20 protein-coding genes are annotated in these 26995 nt (G+C 66.4%); 8 read left to right on the plus strand and 12 right to left on the minus strand.

What is annotated here, in order from left to right:
• Positions 1–12: 12 nt before the first annotated feature.
• The 6 genes from ACPXYO_RS05010 to ACPXYO_RS05035 form a co-directional block, all read right to left on the minus strand.
• Complete coding sequence (locus ACPXYO_RS05010; RefSeq protein WP_423917182.1) at positions 13–417, minus strand: type II toxin-antitoxin system VapC family toxin; 405 nt, start codon at positions 415–417, stop codon at positions 13–15.
• Positions 401–628, minus strand: a complete 228-nt coding sequence (locus ACPXYO_RS05015; protein WP_423917185.1) for a type II toxin-antitoxin system CcdA family antitoxin — start codon at positions 626–628, stop codon at positions 401–403. Before ACPXYO_RS05015 ends, ACPXYO_RS05010 begins: the two co-directional genes overlap by 17 nt.
• Positions 629–659: 31 nt before the next feature.
• On the minus strand, positions 660–1256 hold the full coding sequence (locus tag ACPXYO_RS05020; protein WP_423917188.1) for a hypothetical protein: 597 nt from the start codon (positions 1254–1256) through the stop codon (positions 660–662).
• A gap of 31 nt (positions 1257–1287) precedes the next feature.
• The gene (locus ACPXYO_RS05025; protein WP_423917191.1) at positions 1288–2985 is read right to left on the minus strand and encodes an N-acyl-D-amino-acid deacylase family protein; all 1698 of its coding nucleotides are present in this window, start codon (positions 2983–2985) and stop codon (positions 1288–1290) included.
• A 113-nt stretch (positions 2986–3098) separates the two neighbouring features.
• Positions 3099–3530 carry a nuclear transport factor 2 family protein gene (locus ACPXYO_RS05030; RefSeq protein WP_423917194.1) on the minus strand — a complete coding sequence of 144 codons (432 nt, stop codon included), beginning with the start codon at positions 3528–3530 and terminating at the stop codon, positions 3099–3101.
• A 142-nt stretch (positions 3531–3672) separates the two neighbouring features.
• Entirely contained in the window at positions 3673–4902 is a 1230-nt protein-coding gene (locus tag ACPXYO_RS05035) for an aspartate aminotransferase family protein (RefSeq protein WP_423917196.1), read from the minus strand.
• A 222-nt stretch (positions 4903–5124) separates the two neighbouring features.
• Between ACPXYO_RS05035 and ACPXYO_RS05040 the strand changes: the two genes are divergently transcribed.
• Complete coding sequence (locus tag ACPXYO_RS05040; RefSeq protein WP_423917199.1) at positions 5125–6351, plus strand: pyridoxal-phosphate-dependent aminotransferase family protein; 1227 nt, start codon at positions 5125–5127, stop codon at positions 6349–6351.
• Positions 6352–6389: 38 nt separating this feature from the next.
• On the opposite strand, the gene ACPXYO_RS05045 is transcribed toward ACPXYO_RS05040, so the two are convergent.
• The 3 genes from ACPXYO_RS05045 to ACPXYO_RS05055 form a co-directional block, all read right to left on the minus strand.
• Positions 6390–7112, minus strand: a complete 723-nt coding sequence (locus ACPXYO_RS05045) for a TSUP family transporter (RefSeq protein ID WP_423917202.1) — start codon at positions 7110–7112, stop codon at positions 6390–6392.
• Positions 7113–7160: 48 nt separating this feature from the next.
• Positions 7161–8411: an acyl-CoA dehydrogenase family protein gene (locus tag ACPXYO_RS05050; protein ID WP_423917205.1), complete on the minus strand. Its 1251-nt coding sequence runs from the start codon at positions 8409–8411 to the stop codon at positions 7161–7163.
• A 72-nt stretch (positions 8412–8483) separates the two neighbouring features.
• A complete protein-coding gene (locus tag ACPXYO_RS05055) occupies positions 8484–9158 on the minus strand; it encodes a nitroreductase family protein (protein ID WP_420622754.1) in 675 nt (224 codons plus the stop codon).
• Positions 9159–9221: 63 nt separating this feature from the next.
• Between ACPXYO_RS05055 and ACPXYO_RS05060 the strand changes: the two genes are divergently transcribed.
• Entirely contained in the window at positions 9222–12701 is a 3480-nt protein-coding gene (locus tag ACPXYO_RS05060) for a carboxyl transferase domain-containing protein (protein ID WP_423917209.1), read from the plus strand.
• A gap of 65 nt (positions 12702–12766) precedes the next feature.
• Here ACPXYO_RS05060 and ACPXYO_RS05065 read toward each other — a convergent pair whose 3' ends face one another.
• A complete protein-coding gene (locus ACPXYO_RS05065; RefSeq protein WP_423917212.1) occupies positions 12767–14245 on the minus strand; it encodes an MFS transporter in 1479 nt (492 codons plus the stop codon).
• Between the two features lie 196 nt (positions 14246–14441).
• Here ACPXYO_RS05065 and ACPXYO_RS05070 point away from each other — a divergent pair, with 196 nt between their 5' ends.
• Positions 14442–15506 (plus strand): zinc-dependent alcohol dehydrogenase, encoded by a 1065-nt coding sequence (locus ACPXYO_RS05070; RefSeq protein WP_423917215.1) that lies wholly within the window; start codon positions 14442–14444, stop codon positions 15504–15506.
• 13 nt (positions 15507–15519) lie between these two features.
• Here the strand turns inward: ACPXYO_RS05070 and ACPXYO_RS05075 are convergent, their stop codons facing one another.
• Positions 15520–16809: an aspartate aminotransferase family protein gene (locus tag ACPXYO_RS05075; protein WP_423917217.1), complete on the minus strand. Its 1290-nt coding sequence runs from the start codon at positions 16807–16809 to the stop codon at positions 15520–15522.
• Between the two features lie 213 nt (positions 16810–17022).
• Here ACPXYO_RS05075 and ACPXYO_RS05080 point away from each other — a divergent pair, with 213 nt between their 5' ends.
• The 5 genes from ACPXYO_RS05080 (at position 17023) to ACPXYO_RS05100 (ending at position 25739) form a co-directional block, all read left to right on the plus strand.
• Entirely contained in the window at positions 17023–18261 is a 1239-nt protein-coding gene (locus tag ACPXYO_RS05080; protein ID WP_423917220.1) for an alpha-hydroxy acid oxidase, read from the plus strand.
• 10 nt (positions 18262–18271) lie between these two features.
• Positions 18272–20821: a GcvT family protein gene (locus ACPXYO_RS05085; RefSeq protein ID WP_423917223.1), complete on the plus strand. Its 2550-nt coding sequence runs from the start codon at positions 18272–18274 to the stop codon at positions 20819–20821.
• Between the two features lie 151 nt (positions 20822–20972).
• The gene (locus ACPXYO_RS05090) at positions 20973–23471 is read left to right on the plus strand and encodes an FAD-dependent oxidoreductase (RefSeq protein WP_423917226.1); all 2499 of its coding nucleotides are present in this window, start codon (positions 20973–20975) and stop codon (positions 23469–23471) included.
• Between the two features lie 144 nt (positions 23472–23615).
• Complete coding sequence (locus tag ACPXYO_RS05095) at positions 23616–25208, plus strand: trimethylamine methyltransferase family protein (protein WP_423917229.1); 1593 nt, start codon at positions 23616–23618, stop codon at positions 25206–25208.
• 9 nt (positions 25209–25217) lie between these two features.
• On the plus strand, positions 25218–25739 hold the full coding sequence (locus tag ACPXYO_RS05100) for a shikimate kinase (RefSeq protein WP_423917232.1): 522 nt from the start codon (positions 25218–25220) through the stop codon (positions 25737–25739).
• Between the two features lie 28 nt (positions 25740–25767).
• Here the strand turns inward: ACPXYO_RS05100 and ACPXYO_RS05105 are convergent, their stop codons facing one another.
• A complete protein-coding gene (locus tag ACPXYO_RS05105) occupies positions 25768–26991 on the minus strand; it encodes a CaiB/BaiF CoA transferase family protein (RefSeq protein ID WP_423917234.1) in 1224 nt (407 codons plus the stop codon).
• Positions 26992–26995 lie beyond the last annotated feature (4 nt).

Consider the following 26995-nt stretch of genomic DNA (forward strand, 5'->3'; position numbering starts at 1 on the left):
ATCAATCGTCTTCTATGGAGCAGTCGGCAGATCCGCTTGTGGAACAGCGGCGACGAGTCCCCGGTCGGTCGTGACGATAGGCATCCCGACTTGATCCGACAGTGCGGCGTAGAGCGCGTCCGTGAGCCGCAAATCATGACGGTATTCCCATGCAGCCGCGAGCAGCGGATCCAGCAAGTGCCGTCGGATGGGCAGGCGCCGGAAGATCTCCAACCGCTGCGTCACCTGCTTCGCGCTCAAGAGACCGCCGCGGTGCAATCGGCCTATTGCTGACAGGACTTCGACGTCGAGATGCGCAGGTGCATGTAGCTCGTTCTGCCTCAAGCGGGCTCGGATTGCGTCTGCCGCCGATGCGTCGATGAGCAGATCGACCACGGCCGACGCGTCGACGATCAGCACCTCATTTGCCGAACTCAAGCTCGTCCTTCGCTGCGGCGACAGCCGCATGTGCAGTCGCTTCGTCGATGCCAGTGGGAGGCAGAGCCGCCACTTCGTCAAGCCAGAGGTCGAGCGAGTGATCGTCGAGCGCACGCTGGATGGCAGCTTGCGCGAGGCCGGACACGTTCAAGTCGGCTGCCCGCGCATTCGCTGCGAGATCGTCTGGCAAGTACACGTTTACGCGGGCCATGCGCATATGATACACACTTGACTTCCTCATCTCACTCGGTCCAACGCTGGACGCGCCCATGGACGTTCAGTGGACGCTCTTGCATGGAGATCTCCTTGCTCTCGAGCGCGCGTGCCTTCCCTTCAGTGAGACCGTGTGCGATCGTTTCAAGTTCGTAGTCGACACCCGCCGCTACGAGTTCGCTGATCTTCGCGGAGCCCCCCGTCAGCCTCTCGCCCCCAGAGATGTGTTCTGCCTCCCGAGCAGCCACCGAGCGCTCTGTTATACCCACGTAACTCTCGCCTGTCTCGAACTTGAACCGATAGACCTCCCATCGATGACTTGGCGGAACAGGCGTATCTGTAAGGCGCTCCAAAGATCGGTACTCCAACTCGAGCCGGAGCTTCGCCGCATTGAGTTCGCCCAGTTCTGCAGCGGATGCACCCGCCGCCCGCTGTCGCTTGAGCTTGTTGCGCGCCCTGACGAACCGTCCCCAGCGTTTCGATGCCTCTGCGCAGGATTCGCAGAGGCTCTCGCCATGCTCACTGTGCCATTGGGCTGCGGCCCATGTTCCGCACGGCCTCCTTGGCTTACCGCCAATGGAGACCCGTCTGCGCTCGGACTCGTCTGCTAGGTAGCCCTCGGGCATTTCCGTCGCCGCGCCCGTTGGACGGGTCTGCTTAGCCGCCGTGGCGGAGGAGCTGGCCGCTGTAGGTCTCGGTTTGGATGTCTTCGGAGATGGTCTCGTGGCCGTTCACGATGACGCTGCGGTAGCCGCTGGCCCGCTGGACTCGCCGCCACTCGCCGCCCGGCAGGTCGTGGACGACTTCGTTCGGGCCGATCTCCAGATTCTCCGGGTCGTACACGAGCACGTCGGCGGGTCCGCCGTTTCGGATCAGGCCCCGGTCACGGAAGCCGGCGAGCTGTGCGGGCAGCGCCGACAGGCGACGGTGGGCTTCCTCGTAGGTAATCCACTGGTTCTCGCGCACGTGTTCGGTCAGCGTCTCGGTGGGGTAGCGACCCGCCGTCAGGAACTTGGTGTGCGCACCGCCGTCGGACACGCCGAACAGCATGTGCGGGTACTGCACCAAGTCGCGCAACAGGTCTGAGTTGCCCTGCGGCGGCGCCACGAAGAACAGGGTGTCGAGTCCGTCGGTCACGGCCACGTCGAGCATGAGATCCACCGGGTGCTTGCCGGCAATCTCGGCCGCCTGGCCCACCGACATCTCCCGGTACCGCTCGGTTGATTCGCTGCGCGGCGACAGGATCGTCACCGTCTCGAGCGGCGCCGTCGCAGTGCGAGGAAGCGTGTCCTTGAGGGCTTGGCGGCGCTCGGGATCGGCCATCTTCGCCAGCCGCTCTTCCTTGTCGCCCATGCAGGCTTCCATCCAGGCCTCAGAGTCGTCGTAGAGGTTCCAGTCCTCGAGCGTGAAGGTGAACCCCGCATCGCTCGTGACGCCCTGGCCGTAGACCGGCACGCCCTGCTCACGGCAGCGTTCCAGCCATTCGATCTGGCGGCGGTGGATGTTCGGCTTGTCCTCGAAGGCCTGCACCACGTTGTGCAGCAGCGGGCGGCCGCTGATCGACGCGATCTCTTCGAGGTGTGCGAGATCGTGGGCCACGTTGCCGCTGGTCAGCGTCATCTGCACGACACCCTCGTTGCGTTCGGCCAGAACCCGGGCCAGCACCAGCGCCGTCTCGTCGTTCATCATGTCGGTCGGCATCGGCGTACCGTCCCAGTCACGCTGCACCGCGGCGGGACCGGTCGGAGGCAGCCGCTGAGCGGACCAGCCGCAGCCGCCCGCGTCCATGGCCTCGTGCACCAGCTTGGCCAGCATCTCGTGCTCGCCGACCGTCGGCATCCGGCCTTCCTTGGCGTCGTCAAGGCCCAACACCATGACGAGCATCGGCCCGATCGGCACGTACGGCAGGATGTTGAGCGCCTTGGGGGTGCGCTCGAGGCTGTCGAGGTACTCGGGGAACGTCACCCAGTCCCACGGCATGCCTTGGCGCATCGACTCGTAGGGAATGGCCTCCACCCGGGTCATCGAGCGCATGGCGTACTCGCGCATGTCGGGGTCGACTGGGGCGAAGCCGAAGCCGCAGTTGCCGATGGCCACCGAGGTGATGCCGTGCCAGCCCGACAGCGTGCAGTAGGGGTCCCAGAACACCTGGGCGTCGTAGTGGGTGTGCAGGTCGACGAAGCCGGGGGCGATGTGCATGCCCGAGGCGTCGATGACCTTGGCCGCCTCGCGGGCATCGACCCGCCCAACGGCGGCGATCTTGCCGCCGACGATGCCGACGTCGCCGCGCACCCTGGGCGCTCCGGTGCCGTCAAAGATCATGCCGTCCTTGATGACGATGTCGTAGGTGCTCATGACAACCGCTCCTGATGCTCTTGCGTCTGTCCTTGTCGATTGTGATCGATATTGATTCTGATCGATTGTGCCAAGTGAGGCTCTGGTCGTGCCTGACGGCGGAGCCGAGTCGGTCAGGCGTCGAGATCCCAACCCATCTGGCGCGCTGCGTAGAGCGTGTCGACGTATTCCTCCATGTAGGTGATACGGCCCCCGGAGCAGGTGTAGACCCAGCAGTACTGGTTGTCGTAGTCGTTGCCGGTCGCCTTGGCAGTGGCAGTCAGCCGATGCTGCACGACGGCCGTGTCGCCCTCCACTGTCATCTTGCGAATCTCGAGGTTGATCGGCTTCTTGATGTCGAAGGCCTGCCGGACAACGCGACCACCCAGAGCATCCACGACTGCCTTCGCCCCGGACATCGTGTCGACAGCGTTGCCCAGAGCGGCCGTGGCGGGAGGTTCCCACACCACATCAGGGTCGAGGCAATCCAACATCCCGTCCTGGTCAGCCGACGTCAGCGCGGCGTAGTAGCGCTCGACGAGTTCCCGGGTCTCAGCAGTCTCCATGGTCGCTCAGCTTTCGACGGCCGGCATGCGCGCAGCACAACCCGGGCGGGCCGGCCCTACCGCCCCCGCTGCGTCTGCCTCAGTCTCGCACCGACGCGCGCGCCCATGCTCGGCTGCCGTCGGGGCCGCGTCCGAAGCAGCGTTAGGCGGTGACTGGCGAGGTTGCTCGAATCGCGTCTTCGAGTCGGTCGAAGATCTGCCCGATCTCGGCATCAGAGATGACGAGGGGCGGGCAGAACATGAGGGCGCTTGCGACCGGGCGCGAGATGACGCCGCGCTTGAGAAACGCTTCACGAGTCTCGGCGGCGTCATAGCCGAGATCGGCTGCCCAGATGGCCCCGAGGCCCCGGTAGCCCGCGAGCATGCCGTCGCCTTGCAGCGCCCGGAAGCCCTCTTCCATCTTGGTGCCGATGTGGCTTGCCTGCTCCACGAGCCCTTCTGACTCGATGACGCCGATGTTGGCAACACCAGCGGCGCATGCCGTGGGGTGCCCAGAGTAGGTGTAGCCGTGCATGAACTTCTCCGGGTCTGATTCCATCAATTCGGCGATCTCGCGTGACACCACGACACCTGACAGTGGGAGATAGCCCGAGGTGACGCCCTTGGCGAACGTGAACATGTCAGGCGTCACGCCGAAGGTCTGACCGCCGAACCATGAGCCGGTGCGTCCGAAACCACAGATCACCTCATCGAAGATGAGCAGGGCGCCGTGCTCATCGCACAGGCGGCGCAGGCCCTCAAAATAACCGTCCGGCGGCGGGATCACGCCACCGGCGCCCTGAATGGGCTCGGAGATGACCGCCGCAATGCGGTCGCCGTGCTCAGCGAAGAGCTGAGCCGCCGGCTCGACATCGTCGTTGGGGATCTCGACCACGTGGGGCAGCAGATCGCCCCAGCCGGTCCGGATCGGTTCGAGTCCTTGCACGCTCGTCCCGCCGACATTCACGCCGTGGTAGCCGCCCGTGCGCCGCACGAAGATCTGCCGGTCGACATCGCCGCGCAGTTGATGGACTCGCCGAGCGAACTTGAGCACGGTGTCGACGGCTTCTGAGCCCGAGCAACCCAGAAACACGCGGCCGTCGGGATGCTGGGAGCGCGCACGCACCATCTCGGCTACTTCGACAGCGGGTCCGTTCGAGAACGGCGCGAACGTGTTGTACGTCTGCAGCTGATCGAGCTGTGCGGTGATGGCGTCGATGACGGTGCGATTGCCATGCCCGATCTGGCACAGCCACAGGCTGGCGAGTGCGTCGATGTACTCGTTGCCGGCGTCATCGCGCAGCATGACGCCCTCGCCGGAGACGATCTTGATGAATTCGTTCTCATGCTGTGCGAGGACCGAGAATGGATGGATCAGTGCGCTGCCGCTCATCGAACAACCCCGCCTTCTGTTCTGGGAGATTGAGCGCAGCCTACGCCCGCGGCGATTGGCGGACCGGCCCGCAAATGCGTGCATGCTTGACTAGCGCCGCTCGGGTGTCGCCGGACGCGGGCCACATGACATTCGAACCTGCGCAGGCCTTGCCCGGGCCGTTCGTAGGCTTGGTGTTCTCGGCGATGTGCAGTTGTTGCGCCATCGTCGGAGGGAGATGCAATGTCATTGCGACACGGTCGTCCGCTGGTCATGATTCCGGGCCCGTCGGTGATCCCAGATCGAGTGCTGTCGGCCATGCACCGATCGATTCCGAACATTTACGAGGGCGAGGTGGTGGACCTCACCTACTCGCTGCTGGAGCGGCTGCCCGCGTTCGCCCGAACCGAGCATCGTGCCTACATCGCCATCTCCAACGGCCACGGCGCCTGGGAGATGGCCATCACCAACACGCTGTCTCGTGGCGACAAGGTGCTCGTGCTCGAAGTCGGGCACTTCGCCACGAACTGGGCCGAGATGGCGGCCCAGAGCGGCGTCAAGTTCGAGGTGCTGCATGCGGCCGACCGGGCCGCGATCGACCCCGATGCCGTGACCGAACGACTGCGAGCAGACGTCGGGCGGGAATTCGCAGCAGTGCTCGTGGCGCAGACCGACACTGCGTCGTCGGTGCGTAACGACATTGCCGCGGTGCGTCGTGCCATGGACGATGCCGACCATCCGGCCTTGCTGTTGGCTGACTGCGTGGCCTCGCTGGGGTGCGAACCCTTTGAGATGGACGCGTGGGACGTGGACGTCACCGTGGCGGGCAGTCAGAAGGGCCTGATGGTGCCGCCGGGCCTCGGCATGGTGTGGGTCGGTCCTAGGGCGTGGGAGGCCCACCAGCGAGCCGATCTTCGCACCGCGTATTGGGACTGGACGAGGCGGACCGACCCCGACGCGCACTACTGGATCTTCTGCGGCACGCCGCCGGTCCAGCACCTGTGGGGCCTCGCCGAGGCGCTCGACATGCTCGACGAAGAAGGTCTCGAAAACGTCTGGGAACGTCACCGTGTGATGGCGAGCGCGATTCATGCGGCGGTCGACACGTGGTCAGCGCCGGGAGGTCTCGAGCTCAACGTGCTCGACCCCGCGCACCGGTCGAGCTCGGTCACCATGATCCGAACCGGCGACGTCTCCGCACAACAGCTGCGCGCCACGTGCGAGACAGACGCGGGCCTCACGCTCGGACTCAGCATCACAGGCCGTCCTGACGCCGAGTTCCGCATCGGCCACATGGGACACCTCAACCCGCCGATGCTGCTCGGCACGCTCGGCACTATCGAGGCCACCCTTGCGGCCATCGACGCCCCCATCGGCGGCTCGGGTGTGGCCGCGGCTGCCCAGGTCATCGCGCAGGCGACGACTCCGGCGCCCAAGCCGCCGCCTGGCCCCGAGGACCCCTGGTCCTGACCATCGGCGGCGGACAAGCGCCGGCTGGCGCGCTGCCCTCAGCCGATGACGATCTGGCGGATGAGCACGACCGTTGCACTGGTGGCGGCGACGGCGAGCACGATCATCCGGAAGCGTGGTCCCGCAAGGCGCGGCCGTAGCCACCTTCCGAACGGCAAGCCGAGTGCCACCGCGGGCAGCAGGCCCAGCCCGAGCCAGAGCTGTCGGAGGCCGAAATCGCCCAAGACGGCTAGGGCGCTGATAATGACCGTGCCGACAATGAGCATGTAGGTGGCCAGCGTGGCTCGCAACGCTGCAGGTTGCCAGTGGCTGGCGAAGACGGCGTACACCGGACCGGGCACTGCTGCCACCGATGACGAGAACGCAGTGCCGGCCCCTGCGGCATAGTCAGCTCGCTGGCCCTCGGGCGGCCGCACCCCGAACGCCTGGACTGCAACGGCCAACAGCACGAACAGGCTCACGGCAATTGCCAGCGCACGATCGCTCAACGCGGACAGCAATGCCATGCCCCCGACGAGACCCAGCGGTGCCGCGAGCAACTGCCGCCGCAGAGCGGGTGCGTTCAGCGAGGCTCTGTCCGCGATGGCGTTGCGCAGATTGATGCCGCCCGCAATCATCAGCATCGGCCCGGGCACCGCGGTCGGCTCGATGACCACCAGCACCGGCCCGGCTATGAGTCCCATGCCAATGCCGATGCACGCCTGTGTGCCAGCACCGGCGGCGACGAACAACGCTGCCAGCAAGTATTCGAGGACGCTCATCGGACGTTCTTTGCGCGGCTCATCGAACGTCCATCGTCAGCAACACACTCAGATCGGCAGGTTGCCGGTCGCTGCGGCGGTGCTGTTGGTGTCGCTGTAGGCGGCGATGGTTCGCTGGGCGATGCGCATCTGGTGGACCTCGTCGGCCCCGTCGGCAAAGCGGGCCCAGCGGGCGTGCTGGTACATATGCGCCAACGGCGTATCGGTGGAGTAGCCGAGCGCGCCGTGCACCTGAATCGAGCGGTCGATGACCCGGCCCAGCATGTTCGCTACGAAGTGCTTCGCCATCGAGACTTCGGCTTTGAAGTCGTCTCCGTGTCCGGCCTGGGCGCGATCGACCTTGTAGGCCGCGTGCAGCACCATGAGCTTCGCTTGGTACAGCTCCACCGTGCTGTCGGCGATCATCCACTGAATGCCTTGCTTCTCGGCAAGCAGCGAGCCGTGAGAGAACCGGTTGAGCGACCGGTCGACCATCATGTCGAGCGCAGTCTGGGCCTGGGCGATCCAGCGCATGCAGTGCGCCAGCCGCGCTGGCCCGAGCCGGTACTGGCCCAGCAGGTGGCCCTGGCCGCGCCCGCCCAGCATCTGGCCCCCGCCGACACGCAAGTCCTCGATCAGGATCTCGCTGTGACCGGTGGAGCCGTGCATGGTCTCGATCTGTCGAACCTCGGTCCACCCGTCAGCGGGCAGATCCACAACAAACGCGGTGTTCCCCGCTTGCGGGATATCCGGGTTGTCCTCGGTGCGGGCGATCAGGATCGCGAACTTCGAGCGATGCGCATTGGAGATGAACCACTTGTGGCCGTTGAGCACCCATTCGTCACCGTCGGGATAGCCGCGGGTCTGGATGAGCGTCGGATCTGATCCGGCCACCTCGGGCTCGGTCATCGCGAAGCACGACTCGGCTCGGCCCTCGCACAGCGGCGCCAGGTAGCGCTGCTTCTGGTCGTCGGTGCCCCAGTGCAGCAGCGTGTGCATGTTGCCCTCGTTGGGGGCTTGGCAGTTGAGCACCCACGGGCCGAAACGAGTCTTGGCAGCCTCGGCCTGCACCATCGCCATCTCGACGTGGCCGAGCCCCATGCCGCCCCATTCGGCGGGCATGTGCGGCAGCCACAGGTGTTCTTCGCGTGCGCGCTTGCGCATGCCCAGCAGAGCCGTGACGTACGCATCGCGATCGGTTTCTTCGAGTCGCTCCGCGTCGATGCGGCTCTCGACGGGGCGCACCTCTGCGTCGATGAAGTCGGCGATACGAGCGCGCAGCTTCTCGAGTTCTGGACTCAAGCTGAAATCGATGGCCATCGGTACCTCCTCGTGCCCGTATGGCTGAGGCGACCCCGCAGATCCGCGACTGCGGGTTCTGACGCAAGTGCGCTACAGCGTGAAGGCCTCGCCGTCGCCGCGCTCGCGAACGACGAACTCCTCGACGGGCTTGCGACTGAGCTTGGTGAGCTGCTTGGTCGGCTTGCCGATCGGAAGCAGCCCACACACCGCCTCCCAGTCCTCGAGGCCGAGAAATTCCTTGGCTTCGGGCTCGGATGCCGACAACAGCGTGGTCATCGCGCCACCGAGACCTTCATTGCGGGCGCTGAGCAGGATGTTCCACGCGAACGGGTAGATCGAGGCGCCGCTCACGACACCGACGCGGTCGAGCTGCTTGTCGATGGAGGCAACCACGCGCAGGTCGACGACGACCACGAGCACCACCGGCACCTGGTCCATGTGCCGGAACATCGGGAGCGGAAACTTCAGCGACTCGTCGTTCATCGCTTCGGCGATGTTCACCGCTGAGGGGCTGTAGCTCTGCCAGTAGACCTCGCCGGCCTTCACTTGCGCTGCTGCGACGCGCATTGCCGGGTAGCACAGCTCACCCAAGCGCTTCTTGCGTGCGGGGTCGCGCACCACGATGACCTTCCAGCCCTGGCGGTTGCCGCCGCTGGCCGCGAAGCGGGCGTTGTCGAAGATGCGGTACAGCATTTCGTCGGTGACTTCGTCGTCGGTGAAGTCCCGAGCGGCGAAGGTCGTGCGCATGACGTCGTAAATCTCCATCGCGTCAGTCTCGCATCGTGGGGCGTGCCTCGTGCTGTGCGACACACCGGTTCCTGTGCACCGATGTGCCACAGCGGCCACAATCGCCACACCGACAGCGCGTACGGCGCTGAGCCAGGGGGAATCGTGAGCTTCGACCGGGTCCTCATCGCCAACCGCGGCGAGATCGCCATCCGCATTGCCAAGGCTGCTGACGCACTTGGCATCGAGTCGGTTGCCGTCTACGCGCCCGTCGACGAGCGCTCACTGCACCTGGTAGCCGCGGACCACGTTGCTCCATTGCCCGGCAGCGACCCGGTGGCTGCGTACTTGGACATCTTCGCCCTGCTGCGGATCGCAGGCGAGCACGGCTGCGACTGCGTTCACCCGGGCTATGGATTCCTTGCTGAGAACGCAGCGTTCGTTCATGCATGTGCTCAGGCGGGGATCGCATTCGTCGGCCCGGCAGCGAGCACGCTCGAGCTTTTCGGCGACAAGATCCGCGCTCGGGCCCTGGCCACTTCCCTCGGCATTCCCGTCGTGGGGGGATCGCCGGGTGCTGTTGCCGACGCGGCTGCCGCAGCCGGCGCGGCCGCAGCGATTGGATTGCCGGTCATGCTGAAGGCCGCTGCTGGCGGGGGCGGTCGCGGCATGCGCGCCGTGGAGCGCATCGAGGACATCGACGAGGCGTTCGGACGGTGCTCGAGCGAGGCCGCCGCAGCGTTTGGCGACGGTACTGTGTTCGTGGAACGTCTCGTGGATCGGCCGCGCCACATCGAGGTGCAGGTGCTGGCGGACCATCACGGAAATGTGACGCATCTCTACGAACGGGATTGCTCGGTCCAGCAGCGCAATCAGAAGGTCATCGAGATCGCCCCTGCCCATGGGCTCAGTGCTGAACTGCGGGCACAGCTTCATGCCGACGCCGTCCGACTCGCCGCCGAGGCGGGCCTGGTGAATGCGGCCACGGTCGAGTTCCTGGTTTCGCCCGAAGCTGGCGAGCACTACTTCATCGAGTGCAACCCCCGCATCCAGGTGGAGCACACCGTCACCGAGCAGGTCACCGGCATCGACCTCGTCGAAGCTCAGTTCCGCATCGCCTCCGGTGAGACGCTCGCAGCGGTGGGCATCGGCGCGGCTGGCGCCGCCAAGCCCCGCGGCTACGCGGTGCAGGCCCGGGTGGTGGCAACTGGATCGGGTGCAATCTCGGCATACCAGGAGCCCTCCGGGGTGGGTGTGCGAGTCGACGCCGCCGGATATTCCGGCTACGCGCCGCCGCCGTACTACGACCCCCTGCTCGCCAAGGTCATCGGCACCGGGAACACCATCGAAGCCGCGGTGGCCCGCACGTCATCGGCCTTAGCCGACTTCCACATCGGTCGGCTGCCCACGAACATCGGCCAGCTCCGCGACATCCTGGATCATCCGGCGGTGAGCAATGGCGACGCACGCACCACGTTGCTGGCCGAGATGGTGACGGCGCAAAGCGGAGCGTCGGGCAGTCCGAACGGCATGGGTGGCGGCGACGCTTCGCGCCGCGCCGCCCTCTTGGAGCCGGCGTTGCCACACCCCGCTGCTGCGCCTGCCGCTATGGCGGCGTTGCCGCCATCGACATGGCCGGACCGCGAACTCGGTGACGATGAAGTAGCAGTCTCCAGCCCACTTCCCGCCAGCGTCGTCGAGGTACGGGTAAGCGCAGGTGACGCTGTGGCAGCAGGGCAGGCGCTCGTGGTGCTGTCGGCCATGAAGATGGAGACCGAGGTCACCGCGCCTAGCGCCGGCACGATCACAGCTCTGCGTGAGTTGCAGCCTGGCGACCAGCTGGCCGCGGGCGACGTGCTCGCGGTAGTGACTGCGACGGCTTTGTCGGGCACACCGGCGGCCGCAGAAGCGGCGCGCAGCGGCTGGGAACCGCTGCTTGATGAGGTGCAAACCCTGCGGCGGTTGGCGGAGAAACGCCTGGGGCCCGACTCGGACGAGCCCGGTGTGGTGCGCCAGCGCAGCCGGGGAAAGCTGCACTGCCGGGACCGCATCCGGCTGCTGCTCGACGAGGGCTCCTTCCGCGAAGTCGGCAGCCTCGCGGGCTTTGCCTCCTACGACGACGATGGCGAGATCGCAGCGTTCACACCCGCGAATCACGTCGGCGGAACCGGCACGATCGAGAGCCGAGGCGTGGTGGTCTGTGCAGACGACTTCACCTCGCGCGGCGGCCATGCCGACGGGGCAATCGGCGCCAAGAGCTTCCACCTCGACCTGCTCTCGACCGAGTTGGGGGTGCCGTCGATCCGGCTCCTCGATGGCTCTTCGGGCGGTGGCAGCGTTGCCTCGATGGTGCCCGAGCAACGCAAGGATGGGGAAAGCACGGCCAAGGAGAGCTCTGGCGCCATTAAAGCCGGGCGCCCGCGGGTGAGTGGAGGCGGCGGTTCGTTCTTGCCTTCGCACTTGGGCAGCACCGAGTACGCCGAGCAGCTCGCCACGGTGCCGGTGGTCAACATGCTGCTCGGCAGCGTGGTCGGCATCGGAGCCGCGAAGGCCGTCCTGGGCCACTTCGCCGTCATGGTGCGCGACATCTCGCAGCTGTTCGTGGCAGGACCGCCGGTCGTCAGCCACGCGATGGGCTACGACATTTCCAAGGAAGACCTCGGCGACTGGCGCATCCACTGCACGAACGGCTCGGTGGACAACCTGGCCGAGACCGAGGAGGAGGCAGCCGAGCTGGTGCGACAGTTCCTTTCGTACCTGCCGTCGTCGGTGTATGAGACGCCACCCGTGCTGCGGCCGGACCCCGATGATCCGCCGGATCGGCGTGAAGACGAGCTGCTGACGCTGATTCCCCGAAAGCGCACCACCACGTTCGACATCCGCCGCGGCATCGAGATGATCTGTGACCGCGGCTCGTTTTTCGAGATCGGTCCGCTGTGGGGCACCGACCAGGTGGTCGGGTTCGCACGCATGAACGGGCGCCCGGTCGGCGTGCTGGCGTCAGACAGCCGGCATCGCAACGGCGGCGCGCTGACTGCCGACGGGTGCGACAAGCTGACCCGCCATATCGACCTGTGCGACCTCTTTCATGTGCCGATCCTGAACCTGTGCGACAACCCCGGCTTCGCGGTCGGCGTCGAGCACGAGATCACCGGGACGATCCGCAAGGGTGCGACGTGGATGACGGCGTTCGCCCAGGCCACGGTGCCAATCTTCACTGTGCTCATGCGGCGCAGCTTCGGCGTGGCCGGCAACAACTACGCCACGCCCCGCCGGCAGCACAGCGCTCGGGTTGTGTGGCCCGCAGCGGACGTCGGCGGCATCCCGCCCGAGGGCGGCATCGAAGCTGCGTACAAGCGGCAGCTGGCGGAGGCGGGCGACCCGGTGGCGCTGCGGGCCGATCTGGAGGCGCGGATCGAGGCGGCGCGTGGCCCGATCGGTCCGCTCAACCGCTTCCAGATCGAGGAGATGATCGACCCTCGCGAGACTCGCCGACTGATCTGCGAGTGGATCGACGGTGCCTATCGAATCGCCAGCCGGCCGGCTCAGCTCGTGGCGCGTCCAATCGCTTTCCGTCCCTGACCTCGCTGCGCCACCAGCGTCTCGGCCCGCAGCCGCAACTCGGAATGGTCGCGGAGCGCCTGACGTCAGACGGGTTTGACCGACCAGACCTCGGGTGCGCCGCGTGGGCGGATGACGGGGGTATCGCCAGCGGCGGCAGCGTATGCACCGGCCATGACGAGAGCCTGGTCGCGAACACCGCTCGCGCCGTTGCGGGCGATGGCAACGACAGGACGGGGACCGTCGGCGAGCGGACGGGGCGCAGCCACCACGCGTCGTGGTTGAGGTGCTCCGGTCGGCGGCGGTGCGTTCAGGTAGTCGCGCGCTGGCTTGCCGCTGAAGCTGTACACGATGAATCCGGCGGCCCCGACCAGGGCCAGGGCGTAGTACGCGATCCGGTAGTCGTAGCTGTCTTCGAGGATCCCGGTGAGGAGGGGCCCGCCGCCGACGCCAACGATCATCAGAAGGGACCCGAGGCCGTAGATCCGGGGATATTCGCGCACCCCAAAGGCGTCGACGAGGATGAGTGGGTGCAGCATGAGCAGGTTGCCCATCGCGCTGCCGAGGATGAGTGTCCCGACAAAGACCGCCGGCTTCGTGTCGGCGTTGGCGAGCAGATAGAGACCGATGAGCTGCACGCAGATCAAGAACGATGCAAGCCCACGAAGGGAGATCTTGATGGCCGCCATGCCTCCAAGCAGACGAGCCACGACGCTCGTCACGGCCAGGGAGGTGAGCGCCCCTCCGGCAGCGGCGCTCGACAGGCGATTCTCCGTCAGATTGAAGACGTGCTGGATCGCGCCGACCTGGCTGCCCATGATCAAGACAAATCCAAGGGACACGAACACGAAGAACCGTGACCTCACGGCTTCGCGGAACGGGGTGCCGGGTGGCGCGGGCGGCGGTTGATCGCCCGAGCCGTTGAGCACGACCGGCACGCCATCGGCCTGCAGGCCCAGCTTCTGCGGCGAGTCGCGAACAAATAGCCAGGTCGCCGCCAGAACAGAGCCGAAAAACATGAGGGCGAAGGGCATCGCCCATTTCGCCAACGATTCCCGGTTGACGAGACCGGCGAGCAGTTGCGAGCTGAGGACGCCCCCGACAGAAAGCCCTGTCGACGCAATCGCCAGCGCGACCGAGCGTCGACGCTGGAACCAACGCGTCACGAGGGTGGTCGTCGGTACGAGGCCGTTCAAAGCGAATCCGGCACCGAAGATCGGCATGACCACGATGAGGTGCCATTCCTCGCGGACTTCGCCGAGCATCGCCAAGCCCGCCGATGCCACAACAGTGCCCACGGTCATGACCCAGCGCACGTCGAATCGGTCGACGAGCCCGCCCGTGAAGTAGCCGCAGATGCCCGAGGCGACGAAGAAGATCGTCACGCCCGCACTGGCCCACGCGTTGGCGAAGCCCTGCTCGTCGATGAGGGCGTCCAAGAAGACGCCCTGGGAGTAGAAGGCGAAGCCCGACGTCAGCGTCATGACGAGGAAGACGCCGGCCAGGACGACCCACCCGCGGATGAACGGCCCGCTGCGCGGTGCTTCGGCGAGCGGGGCATTCATCGCCGGACAGCCTGCCAGCTAACTTGCCCGAATGCGCTGTCGGGCAGCCTCTGGTGCACGCGGCAGTGGCGGTGGCGATCGGGGCGGTTCACGTCACCACAGACATCAGCGCCACCGCTGACGGCTGGGCGTTCATGAGCCAGTATTCGCGAGGCAACTGAGCCACCGCAGCAGCCAGAGTGCAGGGAGCGGGCAGATGGAGATGATGAAGGCTGGCCGCATGGTCGACATCGGACGCATGGAGTGCGAGGAGATCGGAGTGCCTTCGCTGGGCGGGGTCTCCTCGGACGCCGCACCGTCGTCCCGGCCCGACGCTGCCTTGGGCATGACAGCGGTGAACTACGACGTGCTGGTGCGCTCCGAGATGGCCTCGATCTGTGGCAGCGACCTGCACATGGTGATGATGGGCAGCGGCTTGGCCCACCCCACACCGTGCCCGCACGGGTTCCCCGGCCACGAGGGCATCGGCATGGTGGTGGAGAGCCGAACGCCGAGCCTGCCTGAGGGCACCCACGTGCTCACCTTCCCGAATCCGCCGGTAGGCGAGTGCTTCAACGCCTACCAACGAGTCGGCGCCGGGTACTGCGTGCCGCTTCCGGCCTGCGACCTGCCCCGGTCGCACCTGCTCATGGCCCAGCAGCTCGGCACGGTCATCTATGCCATGCGCCAACATCCCCGCGACGTCTCCGGCGAGACCGTCGTGGTGATGGGCCAGGGCTCCGCCGGGCTGTTCTTCACGCACCTGCTGAAGCGGGCCGGAGCTGAGCGGGTCATCGTCTCGGACCTCTCACCAGCGCGCTTGGCGGTGGCCGAGGCATACGGCGCGGATGAGTGCCTGAACGCCTCGGAGCTGGATAACCGTGGCGTCATTGAGGCCGTGTGCGACATCACCGGTGGGCGCGGGGCCGACTATGTCATCGAGGCGGTGGGACGTTCGGACACGTTCCTCGATTCGGTCGAGTTGGTGCGCATGGACGGACAGCTGCTGTGGTTCGGGTTGCCGTCGACCGACGACAACATCCATGTGCGCTTCCAGGAGTTCTTCCGCAAGCGGCTGTCGGCTGCCAGCAGCTATGGCGCCCAGGACGAGCCTGGTTCCATGTCATTCCGCCAAGCGCTGCGGCTCATTGCCTCCGGCGACATCGACGTGTCGCCGCTGCTCAGTCATGTCTTCGACGTCAGCGACGTCGGCGATGCGTTCCGGCTCGCGCACGAGCCGCACGAAGCCGGCGCGCTGAAGGTCTCCATCAGCTTCGACTGACGAGCGCCCGCTTTCAGTCGAGCGCTTCGATGGCGGCGACAATGAGGTCCAGTCCCTCGTCCATCTCGGCTTCGGTCACGTTCAGCATCGGCGTGATGCGAATGACGTTGCCATACAACCCGCCCTTGCCCACGAGCAATCCCCGGTCCTTGGCGGACTCCAGCAGGGCTGCCGTGGTCGCAGCGTCGGGCTCGATGCTGCCGGGGTGGCAGAACTCGATGGCCTGCATGAGCCCCTTGCCGCGCAACTCGGCGACGTGAGGCGACGCATCGCACACAGGTGTCAGGCGTTCACGCATCTGCGCCCCACGAGCAGCGGCGTTGGCCTGCAAGTTGTTCTCAAGGACATAGCGCAACGTGGCCCGGCCCGCCGCCGTCGAGAGGGGGTTCCCGCCGAATGTGGTGATCGAGTTGCGAGAGAGGCAGTTCATGAGCTCCGCACGAGCCACGATGCCCGCCAGCGTGATGCCGTTACCGACACCCTTGGCAAACGTGACGGCGTCGGGCGTGATGCCGTGCGCCTCGTATCCCCAGAAGTGCTCGCCTGTGCGTCCCCAACCGGTCTGGACCTCGTCAGAGATGAACAGGATCCCCTCCGAGGCCAGCACCTTGCCCATTGCCCCGAAGAAGCCATCTGGCGGCATGGCGAATCCCCCGACGCCCTGGATGGGCTCGGCGATCAGCGCCGAGAAGCCGCCCGAGTCGGTCATGTCGATGAGCTGGATGAGATCCTCCACACAAGCATCGGTGAAGGCGTCGTCGTCGAGGTGCCGGAACGGGCTGCGCAGCCGGTAGCCGCCCTGCACGAACTGCACGTCGAGCCCGCTGTGACTGGTTGTCGACCAGGCACGGTGGCTGGTGATGGCCTGGGCCGTGAGTGAGCGGCCGTGATAGCTGTTGCGCATCGCCAGCACTTGATTGCTCTTGCGGTAGTTGGTGGCCAGCAGAATCGCAGTGTCGTTTGCCTCGCTGCCTGAGGTGGTGAACAGCACCCGTGGGTCAGGAATCCCCGAGACAGCAGCGACCTCCTCGGCGAACGAGATCATTTCCTCGTTCAGGTACAGCGTCGAGGTATGCATCACCTTGGCCGCCTGCGCCTGCACCGCCTGGGCCACGACGGGATTGGCGTGACCGATCATGGTCGTGAGGATCCCGCCAAAGAAGTCGAGGTAGCGGTTGCCCTCGTTGTCGAAGATGTAGCTGCCTTCGCCGCGTTCGATCGAGATCGGTTGCTCGTAGAGCGGGCTGATGAAGCTGGGCATGATCGCCCGGTAGCGCTCGGCAAGTTCGGCGGTAGCGGCCATCTGGGCTCACTTTCGCGTCGGCAGGATGTTCGTCCGCCCAAACCGCACGCGCTGGTGCATGCGGGACAGGCTCTGTGTAGTTCGGCCACATCGTAGAGTTTGATAGCACCCGGTCCGATCGGGCGGTGCTCGATACGGGCACGCGCATTCGGGTCGGCTTTGATCTGACGTGTCCAAGCGGACCCTGAGCGGCCGGCAGAGAGGAGACAGACGATGGTGGGTCTGGCGACATGGGTCTCGCAGGCGTACGAGACCGCCCGCAGCGTCATGCAGTTCGGCGAGTTCGAACATGATGCCGACAAGCGGCACCTGATCCGGGCGGCCGACGTGTCCGACTTGCGCCGCATGGCGAAGCGCCGGATGCCCGGTGGCTGCTTCGACTACATCGACGGGGCAGCGGAGGATGAGATCAGCGCCGAGCGAAGCATGTCGGCGTACCACCGGTGGCAGTTTCGCCCGCGAGTGTTGCGCGATGTGACCGAGGTGGACATCTCGGGCAAGGTGCTGGGCCAGGACGTACCGATACCGCTGGTGATCGCACCGACGGGTTTCGACCGCATCGCCCATTCCCAAGGCGAGCTGGCGGTGGCACGAGCCGCTGAACGCGCCGGCATTCCCTACTCGCTGTCGACGATGGGGACGCGCTCAGTCGAAGAAGTGGCCCAAGTGTGCTCAGGGCGCAAGTTCTTCCAGGTGTACGTGTGGCGTGACCGACAGCTGATGGCCGATCTATTGCAGCGATCCGCGGCCTGCGGGTATGAGGCGATCATGATCACCGTCGACACGGCGGTGCTGGGGCGCCGCGAGCGCGACGTGCGCCATGGTTTCAGCCTGCCGCCCAAGCTCGGTCCCGACACGATCATCGATGGCCTGCTGCACCCGCGATGGCTGCTCGACTTCTTGAGCAACGAGCCGATCAAGTTCTCCAATTGCGAGGGGGGGACCGGCGGCGACGGCGGCGATGCGGTCGCCCTCGCCGACTACATCAACAGCCAATTCGACCCGTCGCTGTCGTGGGACGACATCGAGTGGTTCCGTGATCGCTGGGACGGCCCCGTGATGCTCAAGGGGGTGCTGTCGCCGGACGATGCGAAGATCGCCGCCGACATCGAGCTCGACGCCGTGATCGTGTCCAACCACGGGGGACGCCAGCTCGACGGGGCCCCGGCCCCGCTGGAGTGCGTGCCGGCGATTCGCAAGGCAGTCGGTGACCGCTGCGAGGTGATCTGCGACGGCGGGATCCGGCGAGGCAGCGACATCGTCAAGGCGCTGGCACTGGGGGCGGACTCGGCGATGATCGGTCGTGCGTATCTGTATGCCCTCGGTGCTGCCGGCGAGACCGGAGTGGACTGGGTGCTCAACTACTTCGTCGAGGGGATGACCCGAACGATGCGCCTGAACGGCGTCCGCTCCACCGCGGATCTGACGCCTGACTTGCTTGAACGCGTCTGAGGCCGACCTGATGGCAGAACAGACCTTGACCGGCCGCGCAGTGCCCAATCGCACCCTCCCAGATCGAGCCGAGGTCGTCGTCGTGGGTGGGGGCGTCGTGGGCTGCGCGATCGCCTACCACCTCGTGCGGAGGGGCATCCGCGACGTGCTGCTGCTGGAGCAGAACCAGCTCACGTCGGGCACGACATGGCATGCCGCCGGGTTGGCGGCGCAGCTCAAATCGACCTACAGCCTCACCAAGCTCGCGACCTACTCGGTGCGCCTGTTCGAAGCGCTGGAAGACGAGACGGGTCAGGCCACGGGCTTCCGCGCGCCGGGCTCGATCTCGGTGGCGTCGGACGCCGAGCGTTGGGAGGAGATCCTGCGAGGCGCCTCGATGGGGGCCTCCATCGGCGTCGAATCCCGGCAGATCGACATGGACGAGCTCTCGGAGATGTGGCCGCTGATCCGCACCGACGATCTGGTGGGCGCGCTGTACCTGCCCGATGACGGCATGGTCTCGCCCGTTGACGTGACGATGGCGCTGGCAAAGGGGGCGCGAGCGCACGGCTGCCGCATCGTCGAAGGCGTAGCGGTGACGGGCCTCGAGACGCGCAACGGCGCGATCTGCGGCGTGCGCGCTGAATCGGCGAACGGCGGCGAGGATGAAGCCCCCGATCACCTCATCGAAACCGAAACGGTGGTGCTGGCTACGGGCATGTGGACCCGCCATCTGGCTGCGCAGATCGGTGTCAACGTGCCGCTACAGGCCTGCGAGCACTTCTACGTCGTGACCGAGCCACTCGATGGCGTCGACGCGACGACGCCCATCATGCGCGATCCCGGCAACTTCTCGTACTTCAAGGAGGAGACCGGCAAGCTCATGGTCGGCTTCTTCGAACCGGAGGCCAAGGTCTGGCGCCTCGGCGGCGTTCCTCGGGACTTCAGCTTCGGCACCCTCGACGAGGACTGGGACCACGTCGGACCGGTGTTCGAGCGCTCCTGTCACCGAGTGCCCGCACTCGAGGACTGCGGCGTGCAGCTGTTCTTCAACGGTCCCGAGTCGTTCACGCCCGACGGCGTGTACTACCTGGGCGAGGCGCCCGAAGTCGACGGCTGTTTCGTGGCTGCCGGCTTCAACTCCGTCGGCATCCAGTCCGCCGGTGGGGCGGGATGGGTGCTGGCCGACTGGATCGCAGACCGGCACCCGCCGATGGACCTCTCAGCAGTGGACATCCGGCGTGCCATGCCGTTTCAGGCCGACAACGGCTACCTGGCCGAGCGCATCAGCGAGAGCCTCGGGCTGCTGTATGCGATGCACTGGCCGTTCTTCCAGTACACGAGCGCCCGCGATCAGCGTCGCTCGGCGCTGCACGACGCGATGGATGCGGCCGGTGCGGTCTTCGGCGAAACGGCCGGCTGGGAGCGGGCCAACTGGTTTGCCGAGCCGGGCCAGGGGCGCGAGTACCGCTACAGCTACGGCAAGCAGAACTGGTTCGAAAATTCGGGTCGGGAATGCGACGCGGTTCGCAACGGTGTGGCGGTGTTCGATCAGTCGTCGTTCGCCAAGTTCACGGTGCACGGTCCCGACGCGCTCGATGTGCTCGACACGCTGAGCGTGGCTTCGGTGGATGTGCCCGCCGGGCGCGCCGTCTACACCCAGTGGTGCAACGAGCGGGGCGGCATCGAAGCCGACCTGACCGTGACTCGGCTGGGCGACGACGAATTCTGGGTTGTCACGTCGGCTGCCAGTCAGACACGCGACTGGGCGTGGCTGCGCCGTGCCTGCCGTGGCCGCGACGTCAAGATCGCCGATGTGACCGACGACTGGGCGGTGCTCGGCCTGATGGGTCCGCAATCGAGGGACCTGCTCTGCACCCTCACCGAGGCCAACCTTGACAACGAGACGTTCGGCTTCGGCGCCGCTCAGCACATCGACATCGCGACGGCGACGGGCCAGACGTCGGTCCTGGCGGTACGCATGAGTTATGTGGGCGAGCTCGGCTGGGAGCTGTACGTCCCCAATGCGCAGGCGGTCGCGGTGTACGAGGCGCTGAGAGACGCTGGCAAGGCCGCCGACGGGTTGGAGCTGGCGCACGCCGGCTACCACGCCATGAACACGCTGCGACTGGAGTGCGGCTACCGCCACTGGGGGCACGACATCAGCGATGAGGACACGCCTCTCGAATCAGGACTCGGGTTCGCGATCGCATGGGACAAGCAACGCGACTTCATCGGCCGTGCAGCGCTGGAAGCACAGCGTCACCAGCCGCGCACCCGCCGTTTGGTGCAGTTCCGTCTGGAAGATCCCGACCTGCTCGCCTACCACGACGAGCCGATCCGTCGTGACGGCGAACTCGTCGGCCGGGTCACTTCGGCCATGTGGAGTTACACCGAGGACCGCTGCCTGGCAATGGGCTACGTGACGCATCCGGCGGCGGCCGATCCGGATCCGCAGCCCGTCACCAAGTCCTGGCTCGACGCCGGCGCGTTCGATATCGAAATCGCCGGGAGACGCATCGCCGCCACGCCCTCGATCCGCAGCTTCTACGACCCCACCAACCAGCGCGTCCGCATGTAGTTCGGGATACGCGCAGCGGTGCGCGGAACGGGTGATAATTTGTGCGCACTACGTCGGCATGCCACGGGGCCGGTACCGGGGGGTACGGCTCTCGTCTGGCCTGGAACATTGGGGACCTGTGTATGGCTGAGCAGGCCCGGCATCACTGAGCATGCCTGAACAAGCGCGATGCGTCATTATCGGCGGCGGGGCAATGGGCGCCGGTCTGCTGTATGCCCTCGCGCACGAGGGCTGGACCGACACGATCCTGGTCGAAAAGGGGGAGCTGACCTCCGGATCGACCTGGCACGCCGCTGGGCTGATCCCGAACTTCATCGGCGATCTGAACATGGCGAAGTGCCATCAGGAGGCGATCGCGCTCTACCCGCGGCTGGAAGCCGAGACGGGGCTCTCCGCCGGCTGGCACGGCTGCGGTGCCCTCCGGTTGGCACGCACTGCCGACGAGGCCGACTGGCACCACTACGTCCACGCCATGCTCACCCAGATCGGTGTCGAGTCCTATCTCATCGGGCCCAATGAGATCGCCGAGCGGCACCCGCTTCTGACCGACCTCAGCGACGTCCGTCTCGGCTTCTACACCCCCAACGATGGCTGGACCGACCCGTCGAGTTGTACCAACGCCATGGCCAAGGGCGCCCGCGATCTCGGCTGCCGGATCATGCGGCACACGCTGGTGACCGGCATGTCCCAGCGTGCAGACGGCACCTGGGACGTGACCATCGTTCGCGGCGGCGCGGAACCAGGGCGGCGCCGCAACGGGTCGAACGGCGACGACGAGCAGGACACCATTCATTGCGAGCACGTCGTCAATGCCGCGGGGCACTACGCACCGCAGCTGGGGGCGATGATCGGGCTTGACGTGCCGATCGTGTCGGTCATCCACCAGTATCTGGTCACCGAATCCGTCCCGGCCGTGGCTGCGCTCGAGGCCGAGCTGCCGGTTGTGCGCGATCCCCGCGCGTCCTGCTACTACCGCCAGGAAATCGACGGCCTGCTTATCGGGCCGTATGAGATGTCCGGCGCACGGTCGTACGGCATCGATGGCATCGACTGGGACCTGCACTTCCACCTTCCCGGTCAGGATCTCGACGTCTTGGAGGAGTGTTTGGATTTCGCGCAGCAGCGCATTGGCGCGCTCTCCGAAGCCGGCATCAAGCAGGTGGTGTCAGGGCCGATCACCCACACGCCTGACTCGGGATACCTGATGGGGCCCGCCCCGGGCGTGCGCAACTACTGGCACTGCAACGGGGCGTCCATCGGCATCACCCAGGGCCCCGGCGCCGGGAGGTTCCTGGCGCAGTGGATAGTCCACGGCCAGACCGAGATCAACGTGCGCGGCATGGACCCTCGCCGCTTCGGCGACCACACCGGCCCCAAGTCGCAGTTTGCGTTTGAGAAGGCCATCGACGAGTACCACGAGATGTACCAAGTGCGGCTGCCGGGCGAGCAACGCGCCGCCGGCCGACCGGTGAAGAGCACTCCGCTGTGGGAGCGCTTCGACGCCTTGGGTGCGCAATGGCAGGAAATCTATGGCTGGGAGCGCCCGCAGTATTTCTCGCCCGACGGCAGCCCGGAGGCGCACTCGTTCCGCCGTTCCAACGCGCACGACGTCGTCGGCGCCGAGGTTCGGGGCGTGCGTGAACGTGTCGGTGTCGCCGACCTGAGCGCGTTCGCCAAGTTCGAGGTGAGCGGCCCTGACGCTGCCGCCTTGCTGGACCGGCTGTCGGCCAACCGCTTGCCTGGGCGCGACGGCGGCATCCGCTTGACGCACATGCTGACCGAGCTGGGCGGCATCGAGTGCGAGATGACGATTGCACGGCTTGCGCCGGACCGGTTCTGGCTGGCCTCCGCGATCATGGGCGAGAGCCACGACCTGGACTGGCTGCGCGACCACGTTGAGGCTGGCGAGCAGGTGAGCGTGCGCGACGCCACTGACGCCACCGCCATCTTGGGAGTCACCGGCCCGCGCGCTCGCGACGTGCTCGCCCCGCTGACCGATGCCGATCTCGGCAACGACGCGTTTAGCTGGCTCACAGCCCAACAGATCACCGTGGCGGGAGTGCCCGTCATCGCGCTGCGGGTGTCCTACGTCGGCGAATTGGGCTGGGAGCTGCATTGCCCGATGGGTGACTTGGGCCGGCTCTACGACGCCGTCGCAGAAGCCGGCAGCCCGCACGGCCTAGTGCATTTCGGCAGCTACGCCATGAACGTCATGCGCATCGAGAAGGCGTACAAGGCGTGGGGGAGCGAGTTGACCACCGAGATCACTCCGGTGGAGGCGCGTCTCGGACGTTTCGTTGATTACCAACGGCCGTTTGTCGGTCGCGACGCCGCCGCGGCGCGCCGCGAATCCGAAGATCGCGGCGAGCCGCTGTCGATGGTGCTCGTGTATTGCGAGGTGGACGCCACCGACAACGAGGTGCGAGGTAACGAGCCCGCATTTGCGACCGGCAGCGACGAGCCGATGGGAATCGGCACGAGCGGCGCCTGGGGCCACACCGTGGGCCGCAGCCTCGCTTTCGTGTATGTGGATCCCCGATTCGAAGCATCCGGCAGCACCTTCGAACTCGACCTGCTCGGCGAGCGCCGCACCGCCACCGTGCTCGCTGAGGCCGCATATGACCCCGCCAACAAAGCGCTTCGCGCCTGAGAGGAAACGCAGGCTTCGAGCCTGACAGGAAGAACTGGCTTCGCGCCTGAGAGGAAACGCAGGCTTCGAGCCTGAGCAGCAGACGAGGTTGTGAGCGCCTCAGCGAGCACAACGACGACGAGCGCCCTGGAGGTGTTCCCCGCAATGGCAGATACCAATCCTCCCGAAGCGTCTCCGACGTCAACCTCTGGCGAAGCGCCGCGGAGACGCCGCGGCGGTGGCCGAGCGGGACGCATCGCCATACGCGAGGCCGTTCCCGAAGCTGATCGCCGTCCAGTTCGGCCCGGCTTGCCCGCCGGCCGCTTCAAGCCGCTCACCGATGCCGATATGCAGCAGGTGTTCGAGACGGCCCTGTCCCTGCTCGAAGACATCGGCATGGGCGAGCCGCTCGACGAGTTCATTGAAGCGGCGACGCCCCTCGGCGGCTGGGTGGACGACAACGGTCGCCTGCGACTGCCCCGCGGCATCGTCGAGCGGGCCATTTCAACAGCGGCCAAAGAGTGGATCTGGCACGGCTTCGACGACGACCAGTCGGTGCACGTAGGCGGCGAGCACGTCTACTTCGGCACCTCGGGCGCGGCAGTGCTCATATACGACCACGTCACGCGCACGTTCCGGCACTCGGTGGCACAGGACGTGTACGACTGCGGCCGTCTCGTCGACACGCTCGACAACCTGCACTTCTACGTGCGCACAGTCGTGGCCCGCGACCTGCCCGAAACCCGTGACCTCGACATCACCACGGCATACGCAGTGATGTGCAGCACCACGAAACCGGGCGGATCCTCGTGGTTCGACCCACGTTGGGTGTACGAATCGGTCGAGATGTTCGACCTCGTGCTTGGTGGCCCGGGCGAGTTTGCGAAGCGTCCGTTCATGGCTGCGAACAACACCTTCGTGGTGCCCCCGCTGCGCTTCGCTCACGATTCGGCGAGGTGCTTGGTTGCACAGGTGCGCACAGGCATGCCGATCAACCTGCTCTCGGCCCTACAAGCTGGCGCCACCGCGCCCGCGGCGCTCGGAGGCGCACTGGCACAGGCGCTGGCAGAGTGCCTTGGCGGGCTGACCTTCGTGAACCTGCTGTCGCCCGGGCATCCATGCTTGCTGGGCTTGTGGCCGTTCGTGTCCGACCTGCGCACGGGAGCCATGAGCGGGGGATCGGGCGAGGAAGGCATCCTCAACGCCGCCGCGGCCCAAGTCGGCCACTGGCTCGGACTGCCCACCGGCGTGGCGGCGGGCATGACGGACTCCAAGGTGAATGACGCCCAGGCCGGCTACGAGAAGGGTCTGAACGTGGGGCTGGCCGCGCACGCCGGAGCGAACATCGTCTACGAGTCGGCAGGGATGCTGGCCAGCCTGCTGGCGTGCTCGCACGAAGCACTGGTGATTGACAACGACATGCTGGGAGCCATCAACCGCACCGTTCGAGGCATTGAGGTGAACGCTGACACCCTGTCGGCCGATCTCATCGCCGAGGTCATTGCCGGTCCAGGGCACTTCCTCGGCTCAACGCAGACGCTCGAGCTCATGGAGACCGAGTACCTGTACCCGCTGGTGAGCAACCGGGACACTCCCGAAGACTGGGCCGATGCAGGCAGCCGGGCTGCACACGATGTCGCGCATGATCGGGTGACGGCCACGTTGGCTGACCACTGGCCGTCGCACATCAGTCCCGCCGTCGACGCCGCCATTCGCGACGCCTTCCCGATCAGCCTGTCACCCCAGGGCCGCGCCTAGCTTGAGCCCGTGGCGCGAGATGCGGTTCCCAACGTGGTGCTGACCGGTTTCATGGGGACCGGCAAATCCACGGTCGGACGGCTCATCGCTCGCGAACTTGGCTGGGCCTTCGTTGACACTGACGATGTCATCGTGGATCGACACGGGACCATCGAGGCCATCTTTGAGACGCGCGGCGAGGACGCATTCCGGGCACACGAGCGAGAGGTGGCCGCTGAGGTGGCCGGGCGTCAGCATCACGTCATCGCCACGGGCGGTCGGCTGCTGCTTGACGCGGCGAATGCCGACGCTCTCACCGCCACAGGTCGGGTCTTCTGCCTCGTTGCAGACGCCGATGAGATCATCCGCCGCCTGCGGGCGGATACCGACGGCCCGGTGCGACCGCTGCTGGCGGGCAAGAACGCGACCGCTGCGGTGACTCGCCTCTTGAACGAACGAGCGGCTGGCTACGGGCAGTTCGAGCAGGTCCCGACCGCCCGGCATTCCCCTGAGGACATCGCCGCGGACATCATCGGGCGCCTCGGCATCTGACCGGCGCCGACGCAGCGTTGAAGGCCGTTCAGTCGGTGGCGACGACCCCGCGCTCGGTCAGATCGGCGATCTCGTCGGCATCGAGACCCAGCACGTCCGACAACACCTCGACGGTGTGCTCGCCGGCTCGTGGCGCAGGCCCGCGTACGCCCACGTCGGGGGCATTGTGCATGCGGAACGGGGCAGCGATCGTCTCGAATTCTCCAGCTTCGGGGTGGTGAATGGTCTCGAAGGCGCCCGTCGCGCGCACCTGCGGATCCTGCACCGCCGACGCGGTGTCGTTGATCGGTGCCCAAATGCAGCGGTACTCGTCCAGACGAGGCATCCAGTACTCGGATGGCTTCGACTTCAGGGTGTCTTCGATGTCGGTCACGAGGGCACCCATTGCCCGGAACCGCTGCCGGCCAGTCTCGTAGTCGGGATTGGTGAGCAGGTCGTCTCGTTCGATCGCCTTGCAAAACCGCTCCCAGGCGTTGCCCGTATCGGGCATCGTGAAGTGAATCCACCGGCCATCACCGCACTCGAATGCCTCGAGCATCGGGGAGAGCCCTCGATCCCGCGGGCGCTCGGTGTTAGGGCGCCCGTCCACCAGCGAGGTCGAGAGGTCGATCGCAATCGTCCAAGCAGCGGTGCGCAGCAGCGACGACTCGACGACTTGTCCTTCGCCGGTGACGTCGCGGGCGCGTAGACCCGTCATGATCGCACCGAAGAAGGCCAGGCTGGTGGTGTGGTCGCCTTGGCCCGGACGGGCGTGGGGAGGCAATCCGCCGGGCGGCGTGGAAGCCCCGTACAACCCAGAGCGCGAGAAGAACGCCGTGACGTCATAGCCAGGCCGGTCAATCTCGTCGCCCAGTTCGCCGTAGCCCGACAGCAGGCCGATCACCAGGTCGGGCTTCATCGCCAGCAGATCGTCAGTATTGAGGCCAAAACGATCTCGGCGTTCGGGCAGCAGGTTCATCACGACGACATCGGACGCTGCGACGAGGCGACGGGCAATGGCTGAGCCGTCGGGATCGTCCAGATTCAGCTGGATCGACTGTTTGCCGCGGTTGATGAACTGGAAGGCCACATCAGGGTTGTGAGCTCCCTCGGGCACCTTCGCCTGCTTCATCAGGCCGCGGATCGGGTCGCCGCCGATGGCTTCGACTTTGATCACTTCGGCCCCGAGATCGGCCATGATCGCGACGGCCGACGGCGCAGCGGCAAAGTTCGCGAACTCGGTGACCCGGATTCCTTCAAGCGGTGATGTCATCGCA

Source organism: Candidatus Poriferisodalis sp. (genome assembly GCF_965237655.1).
Taxonomy (GTDB): domain Bacteria; phylum Actinomycetota; class Acidimicrobiia; order Acidimicrobiales; family Poriferisodalaceae; genus Poriferisodalis.

What these genes read in the sequence shown, in the direction of transcription:
- ACPXYO_RS05070 (WP_423917215.1), top strand. Translation starts at nt 14,442, where the DNA reads ATGGAGATGATGAAGGCTGGCCGCATGGTCGACATCGGACGCATGGAG.
- ACPXYO_RS05035 (WP_423917196.1), bottom strand. Translation starts at nt 4,902, where the DNA reads ATGAGCGGCAGCGCACTGATCCATCCATTCTCGGTCCTCGCACAGCAT.
- ACPXYO_RS05065 (WP_423917212.1), bottom strand. Translation starts at nt 14,245, where the DNA reads ATGAATGCCCCGCTCGCCGAAGCACCGCGCAGCGGGCCGTTCATCCGC.
- ACPXYO_RS05105 (WP_423917234.1), bottom strand. Translation starts at nt 26,991, where the DNA reads ATGACATCACCGCTTGAAGGAATCCGGGTCACCGAGTTCGCGAACTTT.
- ACPXYO_RS05095 (WP_423917229.1), top strand. Translation starts at nt 23,616, where the DNA reads ATGGCAGATACCAATCCTCCCGAAGCGTCTCCGACGTCAACCTCTGGC.
- ACPXYO_RS05015 (WP_423917185.1), bottom strand. Translation starts at nt 628, where the DNA reads ATGGCCCGCGTAAACGTGTACTTGCCAGACGATCTCGCAGCGAATGCG.
- ACPXYO_RS05025 (WP_423917191.1), bottom strand. Translation starts at nt 2,985, where the DNA reads ATGAGCACCTACGACATCGTCATCAAGGACGGCATGATCTTTGACGGC.
- ACPXYO_RS05090 (WP_423917226.1), top strand. Translation starts at nt 20,973, where the DNA reads ATGCCTGAACAAGCGCGATGCGTCATTATCGGCGGCGGGGCAATGGGC.
- ACPXYO_RS05030 (WP_423917194.1), bottom strand. Translation starts at nt 3,530, where the DNA reads ATGGAGACTGCTGAGACCCGGGAACTCGTCGAGCGCTACTACGCCGCG.
- ACPXYO_RS05020 (WP_423917188.1), bottom strand. Translation starts at nt 1,256, where the DNA reads ATGCCCGAGGGCTACCTAGCAGACGAGTCCGAGCGCAGACGGGTCTCC.
- ACPXYO_RS05045 (WP_423917202.1), bottom strand. Translation starts at nt 7,112, where the DNA reads ATGAGCGTCCTCGAATACTTGCTGGCAGCGTTGTTCGTCGCCGCCGGT.
- ACPXYO_RS05085 (WP_423917223.1), top strand. Translation starts at nt 18,272, where the DNA reads ATGGCAGAACAGACCTTGACCGGCCGCGCAGTGCCCAATCGCACCCTC.
- ACPXYO_RS05050 (WP_423917205.1), bottom strand. Translation starts at nt 8,411, where the DNA reads ATGGCCATCGATTTCAGCTTGAGTCCAGAACTCGAGAAGCTGCGCGCT.
- ACPXYO_RS05055 (WP_420622754.1), bottom strand. Translation starts at nt 9,158, where the DNA reads ATGGAGATTTACGACGTCATGCGCACGACCTTCGCCGCTCGGGACTTC.
- ACPXYO_RS05040 (WP_423917199.1), top strand. Translation starts at nt 5,125, where the DNA reads ATGTCATTGCGACACGGTCGTCCGCTGGTCATGATTCCGGGCCCGTCG.
- ACPXYO_RS05075 (WP_423917217.1), bottom strand. Translation starts at nt 16,809, where the DNA reads ATGGCCGCTACCGCCGAACTTGCCGAGCGCTACCGGGCGATCATGCCC.
- ACPXYO_RS05080 (WP_423917220.1), top strand. Translation starts at nt 17,023, where the DNA reads ATGGTGGGTCTGGCGACATGGGTCTCGCAGGCGTACGAGACCGCCCGC.
- ACPXYO_RS05060 (WP_423917209.1), top strand. Translation starts at nt 9,222, where the DNA reads ATGTGCCACAGCGGCCACAATCGCCACACCGACAGCGCGTACGGCGCT.